This window comes from Candidatus Nitrospira neuquenensis (assembly GCF_979578155.1).
In genome coordinates this window covers 66,380-88,791 of the sequence record NZ_CEFZDU010000035.1, presented here as the reverse complement: position 1 = coordinate 88,791, position 22,412 = coordinate 66,380, and the positions used below count along the sequence as shown (strand labels likewise).

The 22,412-nt window shown below is 70.9% G+C and carries 15 protein-coding genes; 9 read left to right on the top strand and 6 right to left on the bottom strand.

Annotated features, from left to right (window positions below; translation table 11 throughout):
• Positions 1 to 18 precede the first annotated feature (18 nt).
• The 4 genes from AC1U7O_RS13675 to AC1U7O_RS13660 all read left to right on the top strand — a co-directional run bounded on the left by AC1U7O_RS13675 (position 19) and on the right by AC1U7O_RS13660 (position 9,153).
• Positions 19 to 2,808, top strand: coding sequence for a DUF7948 domain-containing protein (locus tag AC1U7O_RS13675; RefSeq protein ID WP_479895366.1), 2,790 nt, complete (start codon positions 19 to 21; stop codon positions 2,806 to 2,808).
• Between the two features lie 408 nt (positions 2,809 to 3,216).
• A complete protein-coding gene (locus tag AC1U7O_RS13670; RefSeq protein ID WP_479895364.1) occupies positions 3,217 to 5,934 on the top strand; it encodes a DUF7948 domain-containing protein in 2,718 nt (905 codons plus the stop codon).
• Between the two features lie 374 nt (positions 5,935 to 6,308).
• Positions 6,309 to 7,964, top strand: a complete 1,656-nt coding sequence (locus AC1U7O_RS13665) for a tetratricopeptide repeat protein (protein ID WP_479895363.1) — start codon at positions 6,309 to 6,311, stop codon at positions 7,962 to 7,964.
• 91 nt (positions 7,965 to 8,055) lie between these two features.
• The gene (locus tag AC1U7O_RS13660) at positions 8,056 to 9,153 is read left to right on the top strand and encodes an alpha-hydroxy acid oxidase (protein ID WP_479895362.1); all 1,098 of its coding nucleotides are present in this window, start codon (positions 8,056 to 8,058) and stop codon (positions 9,151 to 9,153) included.
• Here AC1U7O_RS13660 and AC1U7O_RS13655 read toward each other — a convergent pair.
• Entirely contained in the window at positions 9,135 to 9,680 is a 546-nt protein-coding gene (locus tag AC1U7O_RS13655) for an NUDIX hydrolase (protein ID WP_479895361.1), read from the bottom strand. The genes AC1U7O_RS13660 and AC1U7O_RS13655 overlap by 19 nt on opposite strands.
• 70 nt (positions 9,681 to 9,750) lie before the next feature.
• Positions 9,751 to 11,022, bottom strand: coding sequence for an MFS transporter (locus AC1U7O_RS13650; RefSeq protein WP_479895360.1), 1,272 nt, complete (start codon positions 11,020 to 11,022; stop codon positions 9,751 to 9,753).
• Between the two features lie 229 nt (positions 11,023 to 11,251).
• On the opposite strand from AC1U7O_RS13650, the gene AC1U7O_RS13645 reads away from it, so the two are divergent.
• The 3 genes from AC1U7O_RS13645 to budA all read left to right on the top strand — a co-directional run bounded on the left by AC1U7O_RS13645 (position 11,252) and on the right by budA (position 13,561).
• The gene (locus AC1U7O_RS13645) at positions 11,252 to 11,572 is read left to right on the top strand and encodes a hypothetical protein (RefSeq protein ID WP_479895358.1); all 321 of its coding nucleotides are present in this window, start codon (positions 11,252 to 11,254) and stop codon (positions 11,570 to 11,572) included.
• A gap of 107 nt (positions 11,573 to 11,679) precedes the next feature.
• Positions 11,680 to 12,750, top strand: coding sequence for a thiamine pyrophosphate-binding protein (locus AC1U7O_RS13640; RefSeq protein WP_479895356.1), 1,071 nt, complete (start codon positions 11,680 to 11,682; stop codon positions 12,748 to 12,750).
• A 22-nt stretch (positions 12,751 to 12,772) separates the two neighbouring features.
• Positions 12,773 to 13,561 (top strand): acetolactate decarboxylase, encoded by a 789-nt coding sequence (gene budA / locus AC1U7O_RS13635; protein ID WP_479895354.1) that lies wholly within the window; start codon positions 12,773 to 12,775, stop codon positions 13,559 to 13,561.
• Between the two features lie 16 nt (positions 13,562 to 13,577).
• Here the strand turns inward: budA and AC1U7O_RS13630 are convergent, their stop codons facing one another.
• From AC1U7O_RS13630 to AC1U7O_RS13615, 4 genes are read right to left on the bottom strand one after another with little or no spacing between them, the layout of a single operon-like run.
• Positions 13,578 to 15,173 (bottom strand): HlyD family secretion protein, encoded by a 1,596-nt coding sequence (locus AC1U7O_RS13630; protein ID WP_479895353.1) that lies wholly within the window; start codon positions 15,171 to 15,173, stop codon positions 13,578 to 13,580.
• A gap of 5 nt (positions 15,174 to 15,178) precedes the next feature.
• Positions 15,179 to 16,684 (bottom strand): efflux transporter outer membrane subunit, encoded by a 1,506-nt coding sequence (locus AC1U7O_RS13625; RefSeq protein WP_479895352.1) that lies wholly within the window; start codon positions 16,682 to 16,684, stop codon positions 15,179 to 15,181.
• Positions 16,681 to 18,276 carry a DHA2 family efflux MFS transporter permease subunit gene (locus AC1U7O_RS13620; RefSeq protein ID WP_479895350.1) on the bottom strand — a complete coding sequence of 532 codons (1,596 nt, stop codon included), beginning with the start codon at positions 18,274 to 18,276 and terminating at the stop codon, positions 16,681 to 16,683. The genes AC1U7O_RS13625 and AC1U7O_RS13620 overlap by 4 nt, the downstream gene beginning before the upstream one ends.
• Positions 18,277 to 18,313: 37 nt before the next feature.
• Positions 18,314 to 19,186, bottom strand: a complete 873-nt coding sequence (locus tag AC1U7O_RS13615; protein WP_479895348.1) for a formate/nitrite transporter family protein — start codon at positions 19,184 to 19,186, stop codon at positions 18,314 to 18,316.
• 471 nt (positions 19,187 to 19,657) lie between these two features.
• Between AC1U7O_RS13615 and ettA the strand changes: the two genes are divergently transcribed.
• Both ettA and AC1U7O_RS13605 read left to right on the top strand, forming a co-directional pair.
• On the top strand, positions 19,658 to 21,340 hold the full coding sequence (gene ettA, locus AC1U7O_RS13610; protein ID WP_479895347.1) for an energy-dependent translational throttle protein EttA: 1,683 nt from the start codon (positions 19,658 to 19,660) through the stop codon (positions 21,338 to 21,340).
• Positions 21,341 to 21,356: 16 nt separating this feature from the next.
• The gene (locus AC1U7O_RS13605; protein ID WP_479895346.1) at positions 21,357 to 22,406 is read left to right on the top strand and encodes a S1C family serine protease; all 1,050 of its coding nucleotides are present in this window, start codon (positions 21,357 to 21,359) and stop codon (positions 22,404 to 22,406) included.
• Positions 22,407 to 22,412: the final 6 nt, after the last annotated feature.

The window sequence follows — 22,412 nt, the reverse complement described above, 5'->3', positions numbered from 1 at the left end:
CACGGGGGAGACGTGCCCTTGTCCGCCAGCAACCCAGCCGGTTCACGACGAGGCCCCCGGGCCCTCTCGCTCCTCCTGCTCGGCTTGGCCCTCGTCGGCCTCGGCGGCGACCGTCCCTCCTCCGCGCCTCGGCCTCCGTCCATGACCGCCCAGAACCTCTCCGGCCGGCTTTCTCTGTCGTTCGAGCCCAACCGGGGGCAGGTGGACCGCCGCGTGGAATTCATGGCTCGCGGCCCGGGTTATCGCCTCTTCCTGACGAGCACGGAAGCCGTAGTGGTCCGCCGAACCGGCGAAACCGTCGGCGAGCCGGCGCCGCTGGCCCTGACCCCGCCCGTCGTCCGCCCGGCGACCGACCGGGTCCTCCGCATGCAGCTCGTCGGCGCCGCGCCGGACGCGACGGGCGAGGGGCGCGATCCTCTCCCCGGGCGGGTCAACTACCTCAGGGGCACCGATCCTTCCCGCTGGGTGACGGACGTCCCGACTTTCGGGGCGGTTGTCTACCGCCGGGTCTACCGGGGCATCGACCTGGTGTACTACGGGGACGGCGGACGGCTCGAATATGACTTCGTCGTCGCCCCCGGCGCCAACCCCTCCGCCATCCGGTTGCGATTCAGCGGGGCGACGTCCCTGGCGCTCGACGGCGCCGGAGCCCTGCGCCTGGAAACGCCGGCGGGGGTTCTGCACATGCCCCCGCCCAGGGTCTATCAGGACGAGGGGGGAGCGAGGCGCCACGTCGGCGGCGGATACCGGCTCGTCGGCGCCACGGACATCGCCTTCACCCTCGACGACTATGACCGCTCGCTGCCGCTCGTGATCGATCCCACCCTCGGCTACTCGACCTTCCTGGGAGGGGCGCAGGCCGACGCGATCTTCGGAGCGGCGCTGGACGCCGCAGGCCACGCCTACCTCACCGGCGCCACGGAGTCCGCCGACTTCCCCCTCACGAGCCCGATCACCACCTTCAACGTCCGCGATCTCTTCGTGACCAAGCTGGCGCCGGACGGCCGGACGCTGGTGTACTCCACGATCATCGGCGGCGACAGCTTCGACGAGGGCCACGGCATCGCCGTGGACGGAACCGGTCGGGCCTACGTCGTCGGCGTCAGCGCCTCGCACGACTATCCGGTCACGCCGGGCGTCGTGCAGCCCTGTCACTCCGGTGCCGCCTGCCTCGGAACCTCGCGCGGGGCCTTCGACATCGTCGTCTCCAAGCTCTCGGCCGAGGGTACTGCGCTCGTCTATTCGACCTTCCTCGGCGGCGCTGGCGAGGACTTCAGCCGCGCGGGGATCGCGATCGACCGGGACGGCAACGCCTACCTGACGGGCGCCACGGAGTCCGCCGACTTCCCGATCGTGAACGCCTTCCAGCCGGCCATGGGCGGCGGGCGCTTCGACGCCTTCGTCGCCAAGCTGAACGCGACGGCCACCGCGCTCGCGTTTTCGAGCTTCCTGGGCGGGGAAGACGACGACGCGGGCCGCGGCGTCGCGGTGGACCCGACGGGCCACGTGCACGTGACGGGCTACACGCTCTCCCGGGCCTTCCCCGTCGTCCAACCGCTCCAGGCCGCCTACGGCGGCGGCCATGCCGACGGCTTCGTCGCCAAGGTCGCCCCGTCCGGCGCCTCGCTCGTCTACGCCACCTACCTCGGCGGCAACTTCTTCGACTCGGGCGACGGCATCCACGCGGAAGCCGACGGCGGAACCATCGTGGGCGGCACGACCCAGTCCGAGGACTTCCCGACGGCCGGTCAGATCCCCGGGCTCCGGGGCACGGGCTCCGACGCCTTCGTCGCCAAGCTCAACGCCGCCGGGTCGGCGCTCCTCTACTCGACCTACATCGGCGGCCACAACCACGACTTCACCTACGGCCTCTCCGTGGACGGGAGCGGGAACCCCTCGATCACGGGCGCCACCCTCTCGGATGACTTCCCGGTCGCGGGTCCCGTCCAACCCGTCCACCAGGGGGACCGCGACGTCTTCGTGGCCACGCTGAACGCGACGGGCAGCGAGCTGGCCGGCTCGACCTACCTCGGCGGGTCCGGCACGGAGCTCGGCTACGCCATCGCGGTGGACCAGACCGGCGCTCGGGCGATCGTCGGCGGCACGACGAATTCGGATGGGTTCCCGGTGACGGACGGCGCCTTCCAGGGCGGCCGCCGGGGCGGGTTCGACGCCTTCGCCGCGCTGCTCGGCAACCCCGGCAACACCACCAGCACGACGACCACCGCATCAACGACGACCACCAGCACGACGGCCGCTTCGACGACCACCACGACCACCTCGGGTTCGACCACCAGCACCACCTCAACGACCCTCGCCAGCACGACGACCACGACTTCGACCACCAGCACCACGACCACCGCGCCGACGACCTCGAGCACGACCACCGCGGCCTCGACGACGACCACCACGACGGCCGCTTCGACGACCACCACGACCAGCCCGACCACGACCACCACGACCACCACGACCCTGGGCCCCGGCGTGGTCCACGACGTGATGGTCCGCTTCGCTCCGGATCAGCCGGACTTCCGCGTGGCCACCATCGTCCAGGTTCGGGTCGTGGTCACGAACGTCGGCACCGTCGCCGAGGGCGTCCGCGTCAACCTGACCGGAACGATCAATTACGACGCCGTGGAAACCGTGGTGGTGGCGCCCGGCGCGTCCCTGACCGTGCTCTTCGACTACACCGTCCCCATCCGGCTCGAGGTGACCCTGACCGCCACCGGGGAGCTGACGACGCCCGGGGTCGCGGACGCCACCCCCGCCAACAACAGCGAAACGAAGAGTTTTTCGACGACGCTCTAGTGTTGCGTCCCACAAGTTCGTGGCCTCGTCATGCCGGCGGAAGGTTACCCCGGACATGTTCAATCCGGGGCCGGCATCCAGGATCTTGCAACGTCGCTGGATTCCGGCTCGCCGCCGCTCAGTGGCCTTGTCCGCAATGACAAAAGGACTTGACGGGACACTCCACTTAGCCTCGGCACCCATCAAACCCCGCGTCCCGGGCTCCCTCGGAACCCAGGGCGTGGATACGCCAGGCCGAAAGGGAGGTCCCCCGATTCCTCCCACGCTCCAACCTGCTCGGATTAGGGGAACATACAGTTTGTGAACGCCGTTCTAGAATGCGCTCCATGCGTCCATGACGACGGGCGGGTATCCATGTTCCGGGCGGCCACGGGGTTTCCCGGAGGGCCGTAAGCAAGGAGCTTCACCATGGTCACAGGAGCGGCACGAACGGGCAGGGCGGTGCGGCGTGCAAGATGGCTCTGGTTCTGGGGCGCCGTTATCTTCACGCAACTGGCGGTGTCCGCCGGGCCCGTGACTCCGGCCGCACGGCCCATTCCCCTATCGGCCCAGGCCCTCCTCGACCGGCTCCCGCTCTCGTTCGAGCCCAACTTCGGGCAGGTGGACGCCCGGGTCACCTTCCTGGCCCGTAGCCACGGCCTGCGCCTCTTTCTGACGCCCTCGCAGGCGGTACTGACCGTCCCTCGGGGCAGGTCGGCGGACCGGTCGGCCGACCTCGTGGTCCCGATGGAGTTCGTCGGCGCCAGCCCGGCCGTGCGGATGGTCGGCGAGCAGAGCTTGCCCGGAAAGGTCAACTACTTCGTCGGACGGGACCCCAAACGGTGGCGGACCGACATCCCGACCTTCGCCCAGGTTCGGTACCGGGCGATCTATCCCGGGATCGACCTCACCTACTACGGCCGTCAGGGCCGGATCGAGTACGACTTCGTCGTGGCGCCGGGCGCCGATCCCTCCGACATCCGGCTGCGGTTTCCCGAAGCCGAGGCCGTGAGCCTCGACGCGGACGGAAGCCTGCTCGTGCAGACGGCGGGACAGACGCTGCGGTATCTTCGGCCTCAGGCCTACCAGCACCGCTGGGGCCTCCGGCAGGACGTGACCGCCGACTATCGTCTCGAGGGCGGGAAAGAGGTGCGTTTCCGGCTGGGCGCCTACGACCACGCCCGCCGCCTGATCATCGACCCGGTCCTCGTCTACTCCACCTACCTCGGCGGCTCCGACGCGGACAGCCTGTTCGGCGTCGCCGTGGACGCCTTCGAAAACGCCTACGTCACCGGGTTCAGCCGTTCCGGCGACTTCCCCAGCCCGACGCGCCTGACCCCCTTCAACAGCACGGAGGACGTCCTGGTCGTGAAGGTCAACGCGAGCGGCACGGCGATCGTCTACGCGACCCTCTTCGGCGGAACGAGCGACGACGAGGGGCACGGTATCGCGGTGGACGGCTCGGGCAATGCCTTCATCGTGGGACAGAGCTCCTCCTTCGACTACCCCACGACCCCCGGGGCGTTTCAGAATTGCCATTCCATCTCCTGCACGGCGCCGACGGGCACCTGGGACTTCGTCGTCACCAAGCTGAACGCCGCGGGCAACGCGCTGGTCTATTCCACCTTCATCGGCCGGGCGGACGACAACGAACACCGCTCCAGCATCGCCATCGACGGGTCGGGCCATGCCTACGTCACGGGCTCGACCCTTTCGGCCGCGTTCCCCACCGCCAACGCCGTCCAGCCGGCCTTCGGCGGCGGCACCTTCGACGCGGTGATCGTGAAGCTGGACCCCGCGGGCTCGACCCTCGTGTACTCCACCTTCCTCGGCGGGGAGGCCGATGAGAAGGGGTTCGGCATCGCCGTGGACCCGTCCGACAACGCCTATGTGACGGGCCGCACCACCTCGCTCGCGTTTCCCGTCGTCAACGCCCTCCAGCCGGCCAAGGCCGCTTCGCTGGACGCCTTCGTGACCAAGCTGAACAGCGCCGGCACGGCCTTCGTCTACTCGACCTACCTCGGCGGCGACAACGTGGACACGGGCGACGGCATCAAGGCCGACGCGGCGGGCAATGCCTACGTAGTCGGCACGACCCAGTCCACGGATTTCCCCACCGTCGGGCAGATCCCCGGCGCGCAGGGCAGCGGCGCCGATGCCTTCGTCGCCAAGCTCGACCCCACGGGGAGCGCCCTGGTGTATTCCACCTATCTGGGCGGCAATAACCACGACTTCTCCCACGGCATCGCCGTGGACTCGGGTGGGAACGCCTCGGTCGTGGGAGAAACCTTCTCGACGAATTTTCCGCTCGTTTCGCCCGTCCAGACCGTGCTCCTGGGCGATCGCGACGTCTTCGTGGCCACGCTCAACGGCAGCGGCTCCGCCCTGACCCTTTCCACCTACCTCGGCGGCTCCGGCACGGACGTCGGCTTCGGGGTGGCCGTGCATCCGGGCGGCAACGTCTATGTCGCGGGCCGGACCTTCTCGAACGATTTCCCGGTGACCGCGGCAGTGGTGCAACCGGCCCTCGGTGGCGGAGCCGATGGCTTCCTGGCCATGATCGGCACGACGACGACCACGACCACCGCACCGACCACGACGACCACGACGACCACCACCACCGCGCCCACGACCACCACGACGACGACCACGGCGCCGAGCACCACCACGACCACGACCACCACGACGACCGCGCCGACGACGACCACCACGGCGGCCACCACGACGACGACTGCCCCCACGACCACCACCAGCACCACGACGACCGCCGCCACGACGACGACCACGGCGGCCACCACGACCACGACCACCGCCCCGCCGGCCGTCCATGACATCGTCGCCCGGTTCGCGCCGGGTCAGCCGACCCTCAAGGTCGGCACGGTCGCCAAGATCCAGGTCATCATCACAAACGTCGGGACCGTCGCCGAGCCGGTCCATGTCACGCTGAGCGGGACGATCAATTACAGCGCCGCCCAGAGCGTGAGTGTCCCGCCCGGCGCCTCCGTCACCCTGTCCTTCGATTACACCGTCCCCATCCGGACGGAGGTGACCTTGACGGTGAACGGCCAGCTCGCGACGCCGGGCACGGGCGACGCGACCCCGGCCAACAACAGCGACACGCAGACGTACCCGACGGCGATCCTCTAACCCCCGGCGCGGCGGGGCCCCCGCGGGGCCCCGCCGCCACCACCGCCACCGCAACCCCTCCCGCAGTCGGGCGACACGGTGACCGACGCCGAAGGGCGCCTCCGGCGTCCTGGCCCGACTCCTGCCGCACGGCGACAGAGCGCTCCGCGGGGGTGATTCGCCCCCGGAGCGCGCGGGTCGCACCCAGACTCCACGACAACCGCCGCTTGCGCTGGAGATCGAAGAACGTGATCGTCACGCCGGCCTCCCCGCCGGCGAGTATCCCCTTGATCCCATCCCCGCCGGACGGTCGCTCGTTTCAAGGCCTCTGCTCGATGGGAGCGGGGGGCTGTGGTACAGTAGCGCCCGCGATCGGCAGCCTCGGAGGTAGAGCCATGACAATCCGCCCGATTCGGTCAGGCTATGTGGCGCTGGTCCTCGTCCTGGGCCCACGCCTGCTCGGTGCCGCAGCCGCCGACGAGCCCAGGCCCGGCATCCCCCCGACCCCGCTCTACGAGAACCTCGGCTCGCTCCACCACGCGATCACCACGCGCTCGCCGCAGGCCCAGCGGTACTTCGACCAGGGCCTGCGCCTGGTGTATGCCTTCAACCACGAGGAAGCGATCCGCGCCTTCGAGGAGGCGGCCCGGCTCGACCCCGAGGCCGCGATGGCGTACTGGGGTATCGCCTACGCGCTGGGGCCGAACATCAACGCCCCCATGGACCGGGGGGCGGTGCGTCCCGCCGACGAGGCCGCCCGGCGCGCGGCGGCCCTCGTCGACAAGGTCGGCGACCGGGAGCGGGCCTACATCGAGGCGCTGGCGAAGCGGTACTCGCGCGCGCCGGACGCGGACCGCTCGGCACTGGACCGGGCCTACGCGGAGGCGATGCGCGGCGTCGCCGCGCGGTTCCCCGACGACCCCGATGCGCTCACGCTGTACGCCGAGGCGCTGATGGACCTGCAGCCCTGGGACTACTGGACGGAGGACGGCCGGCCGAAGGGCCGGGCGGAGGAGATCGTCGCGACCCTGGAGACGGCGCTGCGCAAGAACCCGGAGCATCCGGGGGCCTGCCACTATTACATCCACGCGGTCGAGGCCTCGGACCGGCCGGAGCGGGGCCTCCCGTGCGCGGAGCGGCTGCCGTCACTCATGCCGGGCGCCGGCCACCTGGTCCACATGCCCGCCCACATTTATCTTCGGCTGGGGCTGTACGACCGGGCAGCGGAGCGGAACGTCCACGCCGTCGCGGCCGACCGGGAGTACCTCGCCCACCGCCGTCCTTCGGGCCTCTACCCCCTGGTGTACTATCCCCACAACATCCATTTCCTGTGGGCCGTTCGGCTCATGGAGGGACGGAGCGCCGAGGCCTTGAGCGCGGCGCGCGACCTCGCCGCGCAGGTTTCGCTCGACGCGGCGGCGAAGGAGCCGGGGCTGGAGGCCTTCACCGCCGCGCCGCTGTTCGGCCTCGTCCGGCTGGGCCGCTGGTCGCAGATTCTGGAAGAGCCGGCTCCAGCCGAGACCCTGCCGCTGACGACGGGCATCTGGCGCTTCGCCCGCGGGCTTGCCCTGGCCGCCGGCGGCAAGCTCCAAGATGCCGAACGGGAACGGAGCCGGCTCGCCGCGATCGCCGCGTCCATGCCCAAGGACCGGATGCTGGCCGTCAACCGCGCGGCGACGCTGCTCGCCATCGCGGATCGGATCCTGGCCGGCGACCTCGCGGCGCGCGGCGGACGACCGGACGAGGCGCTCCGGCTCCTCGGAGAGGCCGTGACGCTGGAGGACGGGCTGCGCTACATGGAGCCGCCGGAATGGCCGATCCCGGTCCGGCACTGGCTGGGCGCCGCGCTGCTCGACGCGGGACGGGCCGCCGAGGCGGAGGCGGCCTATCGCCAGGACCTGCAACGAAACCGCGAGAACGGCTGGGCGCTGTTCGGCCTCGCGCAGGCCCTGCGCGCGCAGGGCAAGGCCGAGGAGGCCGCCACCGTCGAGGCGCGCTTCCGCAAGGCCTGGGCCAAGGCCGACCTGACGCTCACGGCCTCGCGGTTTTGACCGGGCCTGGGCAGGGTGAGACCGGGCGTCGTTCCGGTCCTTTACATCCGCCGGGCGATCGGGCATCGTAGTCGCCGCGACGGGGCGGCCCATGTCCGATCAGCTCGACGACCTCATCAACCTGGATGACTTCGAGGCGCGCGCCGCGGCCCGGCTGCCCGCATCGGTGTTCGCCTACTACGCCGGCGGCGCCGGCGACGAGGTGACAGTCCGGGAGAACCGGGCCGCCTTCGCCCGCCTCGCGCTCAAGCCCCGCGTACTCGTGGACGTGAACCGGCGCGACCTGTCGATCACCCTCCTGGGCCGACGCCTCTCCTGCCCGATCCTCGTCGCCCCGACGGCCTTCCATCGCCTGGCCCATCCCCTGGGCGAGGTCGCCACGGCCCGCGCCGCCGCCGCGGCCGGCACGACCATGGTCCTCAGCACGCTCTCGACCTGCACGGTGGAGGAGGTCGCCCGGGCCGCGCCGGGGCCCCTCTGGTTTCAGCTCTACATCTACAGGGACCGCGGCGCCACCCGCGCGTTGGTCGAGCGGGCCGCGGCGGCCGGCTGCGGGGCGCTCGTCCTCACGGTGGACGCTCCGTTGCTGGGCCGGCGCGAAGCGGACGTCCGCCATCGGTTCCACCTGCCCGCGGGGCTGTCGGTGAAGCACCTCGAGGCGGCGGGCCTGGACCGGCTGCCCGAACGGGCGGAGGGGTCCGGCCTCGCCGCCTACTTCGCCTCGCTCCTGGACCCGGCGCTGACCTGGCGGGACGTGGAATGGCTGCGCTCGCTCACCCCCCTGCCCCTGTTGATCAAGGGCGTGCTGCGCGCGGACGACGCGGTGCGCGCGGCGGAGAGCGGGGCGGCCGGCGTCATCGTCTCCAATCACGGCGGGCGGCAGCTCGACACCGCGCCCGCGACGATCACCGTGCTCGCGGAGGTCGCGGAGGCGCTGGAGGGGCGGGCCGAGGTGCTGATGGACGGCGGTGTCCGGCGGGGCACGGACGTGGTCAAGGCGCTCGCGCTGGGCGCCAAGGCGGTCCTCGTCGGCCGTCCGGTTCTCTGGGGCCTGGCGGCGGGCGGCGAGCGCGGCGTCGCGCGCGTGCTGGCGCTGCTGCGCGAGGAACTCGACCTGGCGATGGCGCTCTGCGGCTGCCGGTCCGTCGGCGAGGTGACGAAGGACCTGGTTCAGCCGGGCGGCATGTAGCCGTCCACGACGCCCACGTGGACGGGGAAGCGCCCGCGCCGCCGGTCGTCCACGTAGCGGGCGAGGGTTTCGTGGATGACCCGGAAGGCGAGCCGGTCCCAGGGGATCTTCTCGGGCTCGAAGAGCCCGACCTCCAGGCTCTCGTGCCCCACGCCATACTCGGGCTCGGGCAGTCGGCCGCGGAAGACGACGTAGACCTGGCTGACGCGGGACAGCGTGAACACGGCGTAGAGGTCGGTGATCTCGACGCGCGCCCGCGCCTCCTCCAACGTTTCGCGCGCCGCGGCCTGCTCGGTGCTCTCCCCCATTTCCATGAAGCCGGCGGGGAAGGTCCAGAAGCCCGTCCGCGGCTCGATGCCCCGGCGGCAGAGGAGGATCTGCCCGTTCCATTCCGGGATGCAGCCGGCGACGATCTTGGGATTCTGGTAGTGAATGGTCCGGCAGGCGCCGCAGACGAACCGCGGCAGCGTGTCGCCCTCGGGCACGGCCAGCGTCACCGGCGCGCCGCACTGGCTGCAGAAGTTCACGCTCCCCTCCTCCCGGCCTGGATCAGGCTAGGCTAGGCAATCCGGCGCAGCCTCGTCAAGGGCGAGGAGGCTAGCGAGGGAGCGTGGGGTCCGGCATCCACACCTGCGGAGCCTGGCCGTGGGCCTCCAGAGCCGGCAGCCGGCGGCGGAGCCGCCAGGCCGTGCCGAGCAGGATCGCGCCGCCCGCCGCCACCGTGGCCGGGGCGCCCACCCAGGAGGCCCCGAGCCCGCCCAGGAGGCTGCCGAAGATCGTGAGCCCCAGCGAGACCGTCGCGTAAAAGCTCACGACGCGGCCGCGCAGCCGCTCCGGCGCCAGGGACTGGAGCAGCGTGTTCGTCGCGGCCAGGCTGCTCACCAGCCCGTAGCCGACGACGACCAGCGCCGCCATGGACAGCCAGAGGGTTCGGCTCGACGCCAGGCCCAGCAGCCCGAGGCCGAACAGGGCCACGGCGCGGGCGATGGCCTCGCCCAGGCCGTCGATGGTCCCCCGCCGCGCCAGACGCAGCGCCGCGGCCAGCGCCCCCGAGCCCGTCGCGGCCATCAGGAGGCCGAGCCCATCCGGCCCCTGATCGAGGATCGTCCGTGCAAACACGGGGAGCAGGGTCGCGAAGGGCATGGCGGCGACGCTGAGCACGGCCGTGACGGCCAGCAGCGTGCGGACGTGCGGCGTGGTCCGCGCGTAGGCCAGCCCCTCCACGAGCAGGCCCAGGGTGCCGTTCCCCTCGTGAGGCGCCGTCGGCGTCACCCGGACGGCCGCCAGGCAGCCGAGCACGACGACGAAGCTCGCCGCGTTGATCGCGAAGCACCAGCCCTCCCCCACCCGCGCCACCAGCAGGCCGGCCAGGGCCGGGCCGACGATCCGCGTCAGGTTGAACAGGGAGGAGTTGAGCCCGATCGCGGAGGGGATGTCCTCGCGCGGCACGAGGTCCGTCAGGAAGGTCTGCCGGACCGTGACCTCGACGACGCTGATGAGGCCCAACAGGAGGCTGAGCGCGAGGATCCAGCCGATCGTGATCGCGCCGGAGAGGGTCAGCGCCGCCAGCGCGACCGCCTGGAGCAGGAGCAGCGCCTGCGCCGCGACCATGATCCGGTGCCGGGGCCACCGGTCGGCGAGCGCGCCGCCCAGGACGCCGAACAGCAGGATGGGCGCGCGGGAGAGGAACTCGACCACCCCCAGCATGAAGGGCGAGCCCGTGAGCCGGTACACGAGCCAGGCCTGGGCCATGGACTGCATCCAGGTGCCGCAGAGGGAGATCCCGTGGCCCGTGAAGAACAGGACGAAATTCCTGTGGGCGAGGGCCCGCCAGGGCGAGCCCCGCCGGGCGGTGCCGGCGGACGACATGGGCGAAAGGGCTCCGGGATGATCCGCAGGGCCGCCTCGGAGGCCGCGCGAAGGGAGAACGCGATGCGCGCCGCGCCGGCCGACCGGCGCGATGCGCGCCCAGTGTAGTCAATCGGCCGACCGCCTGTCCACCCCGGGGCGGCCTCCAAACCGGCTTTTCTTTTTCCGTGATCGGTGGTACAAGGGTTTCACTTTACGATGGCGGCTGGAGGTCTCGCCGGGAGCCCGCATGTACCGTCCGCCGGACTGGGCGCAACCGCTCCTGCTCCCCCTCGGCGCTCTGCTGACGCTGGGAGTCTTCCTCTTCGACCTCTCCGTCCCCCTCGGCGTCGCGGTGGGGGCCCTCTACGTCATCCCCCTCCTGCTCTTCTGCTGGAGCCGTCACCGCCACGCCCCGCTGATCTTCGCCGTCGCGAGCTCGATCTTCATCGCACTGGGCGCGGCCTATTCGCCGCCCGGTCCGGTGCCGGGGAGCTACGCGATCTTCAACCGCTCCTCCGCCGCGGGCCTCGTCTGGATCCTCGCCGTGGTGCTCACCAGACGACGCTGACCGCCGCCGACGCGGCTCCGGGCCCCGCCCTATTGTGCCCCGCCCCGGCCTTTGCTACGGTGGGGCCCTCCGTCCGTCGGGCGGGCCCCTTCGGAAAGACAGGCGGCATGAGCAGGAGCGCATCGGCGAAGAATGGCGCGGAGTTGCTGGTCCGCTCGCTGGAGGCGCGGGGCGTCGCCTACATCTTCGGCGTCCCGGGCGGGGCCATTCTGCCCATCCTCGATGTCCTGGCCGACGGCGGGCCGCGCTTCGTGCTCTGCCGCCACGAGACCGGCGCCGCGTTCATGGCCCAGGCCTGGGGCCAGATCACCGGCACACCCGGCGTCGTCCTGACCACCTCGGGCCCGGGGCTCATCAACGCGGTCTGCGGCGTGGCGACGGCCACCGAGGACCGCGACCCGCTGGTCGTCATCACCGGGCAGATCCCCCGCTCCCTCCGCTTCAAGCAGAGCCACATGAACCTGGATGCGGTCGGCCTGTTCGCGCCCGTCACCAAGTGGAGCGTGGAGGCGGAGGAGCCGGGCTGGCTGCCGGAGATCGTCGCAAACGCCTTCCGCGTGGCCGCCCGGCCGAGACCGGGGGCCGTGCACCTGTCGGTCCCGGTGGACGTGGCCAAGGCGGCCGTTTCCGCCGCGCCGATTCCCGCAGCCGATACGGCGGGGCCTGGCGCGGCGCCTCCCGATCGCCTGGAGCGGGCCGCCGCCCTGCTGAACGCCGCGAAGGCGCCGGCCGTCCTGCTGGGAGTCGGCGCGGGCGCCCCCGCCGCCGCGGCCGCCCTTCGCCGCTTCATCGGCGCCCACGCGCGGCCCGGCCGCCGGGCCGTCTCGGTGTCCGGCGACGGCTCCTTCCTCATGACCTGCATGGAGTTGGAGACGGCGGTCCGGCTCCGGCTCCCCACCCTGCACCTCGTCTGGAAGGACGGGAGCTACAACCTGATCCAGTGCCTGCAGAGGCGGGATTACGGCCGGGCCTTCGGAGCGGAGTTCGGCGACACCGACTTCGTGAAGCTCGGCGAGGCCCTGGGGGCCATAGCCTTCCGGGTCGTGGATGCCGGGGCGCTCGTCCCGACCCTTGAGAAGGCCCTCGCGATCCAGGGCCCCTCGCTCATCGAGGTCGCGATCGACTACCGGGACAACCACGAGCTGGTCGCGGCGATGGAGGGCTCGGCCCAGCACTGAGCGTCCGACGGGGAACCGGAGCATGGCGATCGACGACGTCTTCATCAAGGCCTTCCAGGCCCACCGGCGGAAGGGAGACCTCTTCCACCACGACTCGCACAAGGCCCACGAGCTGTTCCAGACCTCGACGATCGGCGCCCTGATGGAGGGGGTGTACGACGGCGAGACGACCTACGCCGAGCTGGCCCGGCACGGGGATTTCGGGCTCGGCACCTTCAACGCCCTCGACGGGGAGATGATCGCCTTCGGCGGCCGCTTCTACCAGATCAAGTCCGACGGCAAGGCCTATCCCGTGGACCCGGCGCAGAAGACGCCCTTCGCCGTCGTCATGCGCTTCGACCCGACCGTGAAGGTCCTCTACGAGGAGGTGGTGGACTGGGCGCACTTCCAGGAGGCGGTGGACAAGGCCGTGCCGAGCAAGAACATCTTCTACGCGCTGCTCGCCACCGGCACGTTCGACTACCTGAAGGTCCGGGCCGTACCCCGACAGACCAAGCCCTACCCCCCGCTCGCCGAGGTGGCCGCGCGGCAGCCGGTCTACATCCACGAGGGCCTCACGGGCACGCTGGTGGGCTACCGGTTTCCCGACTATGCGCAGGGCATCAACGTGGCGGGCTACCACGTCCACTTCCTGTCCGAGGACCGGACGACCGGCGGGCACGTGCTCGACTTCCGGCTGCGGGACGCGACCGTGGAGATCGACGTGACCTCGGACCTGCACATGGAGGTGCCGGCCTCCGGGGCCTTCCTCGACACGGACCTCGGCAAGGACCAGCGCGACGCGATCGAGCAGGCCGAACGCGGCGGGTGACCGCTTCGGAGCTCGCCTACCGCCGGCCGCCGATGCCCGCCGCCTTCCCCCCGTCGTCGTTCCCGTCCCCGGCCCTCAGAGGAGCCGGGCCGCGCCCCGCTTCAGGCCCCAACAGGCCCGACCCCGGCCCGATGGACGGGCTGAGGGGATGCTCCGCCACGCCCAGGTCTGGGCTCCTCGGCGGGACGTGGGAGCCGAGCGAAGGCTCGTCGCTGCGGAGGACCTTGGCCCGCGGCTCGGTCCTCGTCGCCGATCGCGTGACCGGCTCCCGCTCCCGCCCCCCGTCGCCATCCTCCCGTGGAGGGGCGGTCCGCGGCCGATCCTGCTCGGCTGCCTTCGCCAGCGCCCGCCCCCCGACCTCCTCCACGACCAGGTTCGTCGTGATCACCGTGTCGGCCAGGGATTCGGCGGTCGGAATCTCGTCGGCGTACACGTCCGTCCGGTATTCCGGAGCGGAGGGGGCGGCGAACGAGGTCAACACCGACTGGCCGGCCTCGGCCTGAGCCCGGGACGCCTCGTCCGGTCCGTGGGCGAAGGCGACCGCGTCCAGTACCGATCGGCCGGGCTGGTCGACCCGGATCTGCGTCACGGTGGACAGTCCGGGCCGGAGCGGATGGTCACGTACCTCGTCCTCCTGCAGAGCGATGCGCACGGGCACCCGCTCGACGATATGGATGAAGTTCCCGGTGGCGTTGTCCGGCGGCAGGAGGGCGAACGCGCTGCCGGTGCCCGGCACCAGCCCTTCGACGACCCCGTGAAAGGTGTGCTCGGCCCCATAGAGGTCCACGCTCACCAGTGCCGGTTGGCCGGGCCGTACCCGGTGCAGGTCGGTTTCTCGCAGGTTCGCCTCGATCCAGAGATGGGCCAACGGGACGATCGTCATGAGGTCGGCGCCCGGCGTGACCCGGTCGCCCACCTGAGTCTTCCGCTTGGCGACGTAGCCGGACACCGGCGCCAGGATCTGCTGCCGCTTGTAGTCCAGGTAGGCCTGGATCAGCTCGTGCTTGGCCAGCTCGACGGCCGGATGCTCCCTGATGCTCGTCCCGCCGACCCGAGCGTCGAGGATATCGAGCTCCGCCCGGGCTTCTCGCACCTCCGCCTCCAGCGCATGGGCTTGGTCGGCGGCGTTTTGCAGAATCTGCCCGGAAACCGCCCCGGCCGGCGAGGCCCGCCGGTACCGCTCCAGATCGTGGCGCACCAGCGTCAGCCGCGCCTGGCGCGCCGCCAGCCTCTCTTCGAGCTGCTTGCGGGTCTTGAACAGCGCGGTGATCCGGCGCACCTCCTCGCCGAGCCGCCCACGCGCCCGCCCCAGCGCCGCATAGGCCTCGTGCTCGTCGAGGCGGACCAGGACATCGCCCCGGTTCACGAACTGCGTTTCCTCGGCCAGGACCTGGGTGACGATGCCCGACGCCTGCGCGGCCACGGGGATGAGATTGCCGGTCACGTAGGCGTTGTCGGTCCTGACCCAGAACCGGTCGTGGGTCCACCAGGACCAGCCGTACGCCGCGGCCGCCGCCGCCAGCGCGAGGGCGACGAGCAGGAGGCGACGGTTCCGCCTCGCTCGAATGGCCTGGGGATGGATTTTGCGCGGAGTGGGGGTTGCGACGGTCATGGCGTTCAGCTTGGTTGGTGGACCGGCCTCTTCCGAACGTCCTCGTTCCGATACCCGCCGCCCAGGGCTTCGATGAGGTCCACCGCGGCCACCAATTGATCGCTCTCCAAGGCGTTCAAGGCGTATTGCTGTTCCAGGACCGGATACCGATGCCTCAAGGGCTCCCGGTCGTCGTCCAGCCCGGTGGTGAGGCGCACCCCGGCCAGTCGCCAGTCGTCGTTCAGGGACGCGAGGAGGCGCCGGTGCGCCGCCAGCATGTCGCGGGTCGCCCGCCAGGCGCTCAGACTGTCCGCCACGTCCCGCATCGCCTCCAGCAGCGTGTCGTTGTACAGGTGCACGGCGGCGTCGCACTCCGCCCGCTGCGCCGCGAGCTCCCCGCGCAGCCGCCCGCCCTCGAACCACGGGAGCCGCAGGCCCGGCGCCGCGCCGTAGGCGACGCTCTGGCCGGAGAAGAGCAGGTTGCCCAGCTTGTCGGCCCCCTTGGTCAGCGTCAGCGCGTTGAAGCCGACGAAGGCGGTGAGGTCGATCGTCGGCAGGAACTGCGTCTTGGCGACCTTGACGGCCCGCGCCGCCGCCTCCGCCCGGTAGAGCGCCGCCGCGAGATCGGGACGGTGCACCAGCAGCCCGATCGGCAGGTGGTCGGGCAGCGGAACCCGGTCGGGGACGGCGACCGAGCCGGTGAACAGGTGCACGGCAGCATCCGGCCCCTTGCCGGCCAGGCGGGCCAGGAGGTGTCGCTGGACGTCCACCTGATCGCGGACCCCGGCCTCGCGCTTGTTCGCCACTTCCCATTCCGCCACGGCCTGCTTGACGGCGAGGTCGTTGTCCAGGCCCAGGCGGAAGCGGGCCTCGGCAAGGTCCCGCAAGCGGCGGCGGATGTCCACCATCGCCCGCACGAGCTCGAGCTGCCGGCGGAGGGCCTGGCCGCGGAAGTAGGCCCGCGCCACCCCGGCGGTCAAATGCAGCCGCACCGCGGCCGCTTCCGCCTCCTCGGCCGCGGCTTGGCCCAGGGCCGCTTCGAGCATCGCGCGATTCTTTCCCCAAAAATCGAACTCGTACCGGAAGCTCAAGGGATTGATGACGCCCAGGAGGATGCGCGCGCCGGCCACGTCGGGGTTGAGCGCGGCGAAGACGCCGTGCTGGGAGATCCGCTCGTAGGTGAGGGACGCGTCGGCGTCGAGGAAGGGGAGCAGCCGCGCGCCCTCGACGCGCACGAGGGCCTGTGCCTCCTTCAGGCGCGCCTTGGCGAGCTTCAAGCCGGGATTCTCCCTGAGCGCCGTCTCCTCGATCTCGTTGAGCTCGGCACTGCCGAACTGCTCCCACCAGCGATCCTCCGGCCATTGCGCCAGCCGGCTCGTCACCTCCGCCAGCGTCTCCGCCATCTCCGGCGGCTCGAGGAGCTCCGCGGGCGGATCGCCCGGCGGGACCCAGGCGCACGCGCCCGCGAGCAGCAGCCATCCGCCCCCGAGCCCGGCCCCCAGCCACCGGCTTGCCCCGCGGCAGGCCCTCACGGCAGCTCCTCCCCCATCTCCTCGGCCAGCATCGCCCGCAGCCCCTCCTCCGGCGGGAGGTGGACGGGAAGGTGGGTGGGCGCGGCGAGCCAGACGAGGGCGCCGATCCCGAGGAACAGCCAGCTCGCGAGCAGGAACGCATCGCTCAGGGCCAGGGCGCCGGCCTGCTGCTTGATGAGGGCCAGGAGCTTGGCCTTCACCATCGCGGGAGCCAGCCCCGCACCCGCCAGCCGGTCGGACAGGGGCTGCAGGACGTCGAACGACGTGAACCGGCGGCCGCCGAACCGATCGGCCAGATGCAACTGGTGAAACGTCGTCCGCCGGAACTGCACGACGCCCTGGAACGCGATGCCGAACGCCCCGGCGGCGAGGCGCACCAGCGTCGCCTGGTCCGCCGCCCGGGTGATCAACCGGCCGGACAACCCATGCAGGCCCAGCACGGTCAAGGGAGTGAAGAACGATCCGAGTAGGAGCCCCATGGCGAGCAGCGGCCACCGGATCTGATCGTAGGAGTGGAGGTCGTCGTACAGGCCGATCCAATGGAAGACCGCGGCGAAGCCGAGGGCGTTCAGACAAGCGAGCCACCGGGCGTCCACCCGCTTGCAGATCTCGTGCATGACCATGATGACCGGCGCACCCAGCAGCATCGACAGGAACACGAGCCCGGCGAGCGTGGACGAATAGCCCATCAAGACCTGTAACTGGACGGTCAACAACGCCATCAGGCCCTGGATCGAGAAGAACCCCACGGCCAGGCCGAGGATCCCGACCGCGAAGTTGCGATGGGCGAACAGCCTGAGGTCGAGGGCGGGATGGCGCTCGCCCGGCTCCCACAGGACCAGGCCGATCACCGACAGGACGACGACGACCAGCACGACGCGAAGGAAGGGCGAATCGAGCCAGTCGAAATCGTTCCCCATGTTCAGCAGGGTCTGGGTCCCGCCGAGGACCAGCGCCAGGAGCACGAAGCCGACCAGATCGAATCGGATGCGGCGCCGCGCGAACCCTCGGCCGGAGAGCAGGGCGCCGGTGACGCCGGCGACGGCCAGGGCGCAGGGGACGTTCATGACGAACAGGGCGCGCCAGCCCCATTCGTCGGCCAGCCAGCCCCCGAGAGCAAAGCCCATCGTCAGCGGCATCAGCGTCAGCAGGCCCCAGAGCCCCAGCCCCAGCGATTTGAGGCGGGCGGGGTACTCATTGAGCCAGAGGGCCTGGGCCAGCGGGAGCGTGAGGCCGCCCGTCAGGCCGAGCAGGATGCGGGCCGGCAGGAACCACCAGAGCGTCGGACCGGTGGCGCAGAGCGCCGACGCCGCGGCATAGACGAGGAACGCGGCGACGAACAATCGGTAGTCGCCGACCCGCCCCGCCAGCCACCGGGCGAGCGGGAAGCCCAGCGCCAGCGCGATGAGGAAGTCCGTCTGCGCCCAGGACCCGAAACTCGGTGTCACCCCGCCCAGGTCGCCGGCCGCGTGGGGCAGGAGCGCCACGTAGGCGCTGGCGTTGAACAGGACGACGACATGGGCCGAGCCGAGCGCGACATTCAGCAGGAGAAACCGCCAGCCGCGCAACCGTCTGCGAAAGTTCACCGCCATCGCTCACTCCGCTCGTCCGGCACAGCTCGGCGTCGGCTCACAAGGACGCGGACAGTTCCACCCGCTCGCCGCCGGGGCTCGGCCGCGACGACTCGGGCGTGCTCCGCTCGGCCTTCGTCCTGCCCGGGCCGTGGGCGAACAGCACCGCGAGGCCGGTACAGACCATCCCGCCGACCAGGTTGCCCAGCGTGACCGGAAACTGGTTCCAGAGCCACCAGCTCGACACCGTGACCTTGGCCCCCAGCAGGATGCCGGCCGGGATCGCGAACATGTTGACGACGGCGTGCTCGAACCCCTGCGAGAAAAACATCACCGTCGGCCCCCAGATGGCGAGCATCTTCCCGGAGAAGGAGGTCGAGGCGAACGCCGCGACGACCGCCAGGCTGACCATCCAGTTGCACAGGATGCCCTTCGTGAACGCGGTGAGCAGGCCCGTCGGGCCGTGCTCGGCATAGTGGGCCGTCTTCGCTTCGGCGATCGCGACCAGCTTGGCGCCGACGGCGGTGACCGGCGTGTCCCAGGCCGTGGTCAGCGCGACGACGAAGAGCGCGGCGTAGAGGAGGCTCCCCAGCAGATTGCCCACGAAGACCCAGCCCCAGTTGCTCAGCATGCGACGGAACCGGTCGGAGGGCTTCCCCGCGACCACGACGCAGGGCAGCAGCGCGAAACTCCCGGTGATGATCTCCGTGCCGAGCAGAATCGCCAGCGCGAGGCCGAAGGGAAAGAGCAGGGCGCCGACGATCCAGAGACCGGTTTCCACGGCCACGGTCACGGCCATGCTGGTCGCGATGCCCAGGTAGGCGCCGGCCAGCATGCCTCGAAGCACCAGGTGCCGGATCGGCAGCGCGAGCTTTCTGGCGCCCGCCACGAGCATGTGGTCCACCACGTCGTGGGGCTTCACATGGTCCATCACGTTCCTCCTTGCAGCGGACTTGGCGGGCCCACCCATCCGTGGACCAACGCCAGGATGCCCGGGCTGCAATGACCGTGCCGACCGGCCTGCTTGCCGTCGGCGATGTCTGGATCGAAGCCCGGCGCGCCCGGCCGGCGCGATCCATCGCGCAGGCCGATCTGGAGGGCGCCGCGCTCTTCCGTCGTCGCTCCGTGGTCGCCCACGGTATGAACGGTGGGAGTCGTGAGGCTTCGCGTGGGTGGACCGTGCGCGATCGCACAACGCGGGACGCCCCTGACCGGCCGACCGCCCCGCCCCTTGCCCGGGGCGGCGGTTGTGCGCGCACGCCCGCTTTGGTAAGGTACGCCCGCCCGTGGGTCGCGGGCGCCGCCGCGCGGAGGTTGATGCGCGGGCGATCGCGGGGGCCGAACGGGTGCCTCGCGGCCCCACCGGCCGCCGAGGGTCGAATCCGTCACACCGAGGGGTACTATGGCGACGAACGACAAGCAGATCATCTTTTCGCTGATCGGGGTGGGCAAGGTCTACCCGCCGAAGAAGCAGGTGCTGAAGGACATCTATCTCTCCTTCTACTACGGCGCCAAGATCGGCGTGATCGGGCTCAACGGGTCGGGCAAGAGCACGTTGCTGCGGATCATCGCCGGCGTCGAGAAGGACTACCTGGGCGAGATCACCATGTCCAAGGGCTACACGGTGGGCCTGCTGGAGCAGGAGCCGCACCTCACCCCCGGCAAGACGGTCAAGGAGGTCGTGGAGGAGGGGCGGAAGGAGCTCGTCGCGATGCTCCACGAGTACGAGGCCGTGAGCAACAAGCTGGGTGACTGCACGCCCGAGGAGATGGAGAAGCTGCTGGAGAAGCAGAGCGCGCTCCAGGAGAAGATCGAGGCGGCGAACGGCTGGGAGCTGGAGTCCGAGCTGGAGATCGCGATGGACGCGCTGCGCTGCCCGCCCGCCGACGCGAAGGTGGACGTGCTCTCGGGCGGCGAGCGCCGCCGCGTCGCGCTCTGCCGGCTGCTCATCCAGGAGCCCGACATCCTCCTGCTCGACGAGCCGACCAACCACCTCGACGCCGAGTCCGTCCAGTGGCTGGAGCAGCACCTGCAGCGGTACAAGGGCACGGTCATCGCGGTCACGCACGACCGGTACTTCCTCGACAACGTGGCCGGCTGGATTCTGGAGCTGGACCGCGGCCAGGGCATCCCCTTCCAGGGCAACTACTCCTCCTGGCTGGAGCAGAAGCAGGCGCGGCTGGCCCAGGAGGAGAAGGCCGAGTCCAAGCGGCGCAAGACGCTGGAGCGGGAGCTGGAATGGATCCGCATGGCGCCGAAGGCGCGGCAGGCCAAGGGTAAGGCCCGCCTCACCCGCTATGAAGAGCTGCTGGACCAGAAACAGGAGAAGCAAGCCGAGGACCTGGAGATCTACATCCCGCCGGGCCCGCGGCTCGGCGACATCGTCGTGGAGGCCAAGGACCTCGCCAAGGCCTACGGCGACAAGCTCCTGTTCGAGAAGCTGACCTTCAGCCTGCCGCGCGGCGGGATCGTCGGCGTGATCGGGCCGAACGGCGCCGGCAAGACGACGCTGTTCCGGATCATCGTGGGCAAGGAAAAGCCGGACGCGGGGACGATCCGGATCGGCGAGACCGTCAAGATCGGCTACGTGGACCAGGACCGGACGCTGGACTCGACCAAGACCGTCTACGAGGTGATCTCGGACGGGAAGGACACCCTTCCGCTCGGCAAGGTCGAGGTCAACGCGCGGGCCTACTGCGGCAAGTTCAACTTCGGCGGCGCCGACCAGCAGAAGAAGGTCAAGGACCTCTCGGGCGGCGAGCGCAACCGCGTCCACCTGGCCCGGATGCTCAAGGAAGGCGCGAACCTGATCCTGCTGGACGAGCCGACCAACGACCTGGACGTGAACACGCTCCGGGCGCTGGAGGAGGGCCTGGAGGGCTTCGGCGGCTGCTGCCTGGTGAGCAGCCACGACCGCTGGTTCCTCGACCGCATCGCGACCCACATCCTGGCCTTCGAGGGGGACAGCAAGGTGGTCTGGTTCGAGGGCAACTACAGCGACTACGAAGCGGACCGCAAGAAGCGGCTGGGCAAGGAGGCCGAGCGCCCGCACCGGATCCGCTACCGGAAGCTGACAAAAAATTGAGGAGCCCGTGAGCGCGATGAAACAATCCGTCGGGCAGGTCGCCGCGCTAATCGCCGTGCTGGCCGGGGTCGCCTGGGCCGCACCCACATCGGCGGAGCCGCCGGCCGGCGGCTTTCCCGCCGTGATCGAGCAGGCCAAGCGGGGCACGATCGGCATCCTGCAGGACCAGCCGGTTCAGCAGGGGCCGTCGGGCCAGCAGGGTCGGCCGGGGCAGGAGGGACAGGGCCCGGCCCGGGTCCTCGTGAAGGCCTCGGGCTTCCACCTGCACGACGGCTACATCGTCACGGCCCGGCACGCGGTCGAACAGGAGGAGCGGGGCGACCAGGTCGTCGCGCGGCAGGTCACGGTGCTGACCTACGAGCTGGACGAGGTCCCCGCGACGCTCGTCGGCTCGAATGCCTACCTGGACGTGGCCGTATACCGCATCGCCGAGGAGGCGGTGGTCAAGCGGCTGCCCGCGGCCGCCTTCGTGGACCGGGAGCCGGCGCCGGGCGAGGACGTCTTCACCGTCGGCTATCCCCTCGGCTGGGGCCCGGCCGTGGCCTTCGGGCGCATCGGCAACGAAAACATTTTTCTCCAGACCGTGGATACCCGCCTCATGCAGCTCGACCTGACGGCCTGCAACGGCAACTCGGGCGGCGGGCTCTTCAACGCCAGGGGCGAGGTCGTCGGGTTCATGCACGCGGTCATCCGGACCGAGACGACGCAGGGCGAGCAGCAGTGCAGCAAGATGGCCTTCTCCGTCCCGAGCCTCCTGGCCAAGCGCGTCGTGACCTCGCTCATTCAGGGGGGGCAGCCCGCCTTCTCCCGCCTGGGCCTGGGGCTGACCTCGATCAAGCGGGGGACGCGGCTGCGGGTGGCGGTCTCCGAGGTCAGCGGCCCCGCGCGGGACGGCGGGCTGCAGAAGGGCGACATCCTGCTCGGCATCGACGGCACCGAGATCGCCGACGCCCGCCAGCTTAAGAACTATCTCATCGAGCGCACCGTGCCGGGCCAGAAGGTCGCCGTCCGCGTCCTGCGGGGGGACAAGGAGCTGGTCCTGACCGTCACGTTGGGCAAGTCGTGACCGCGA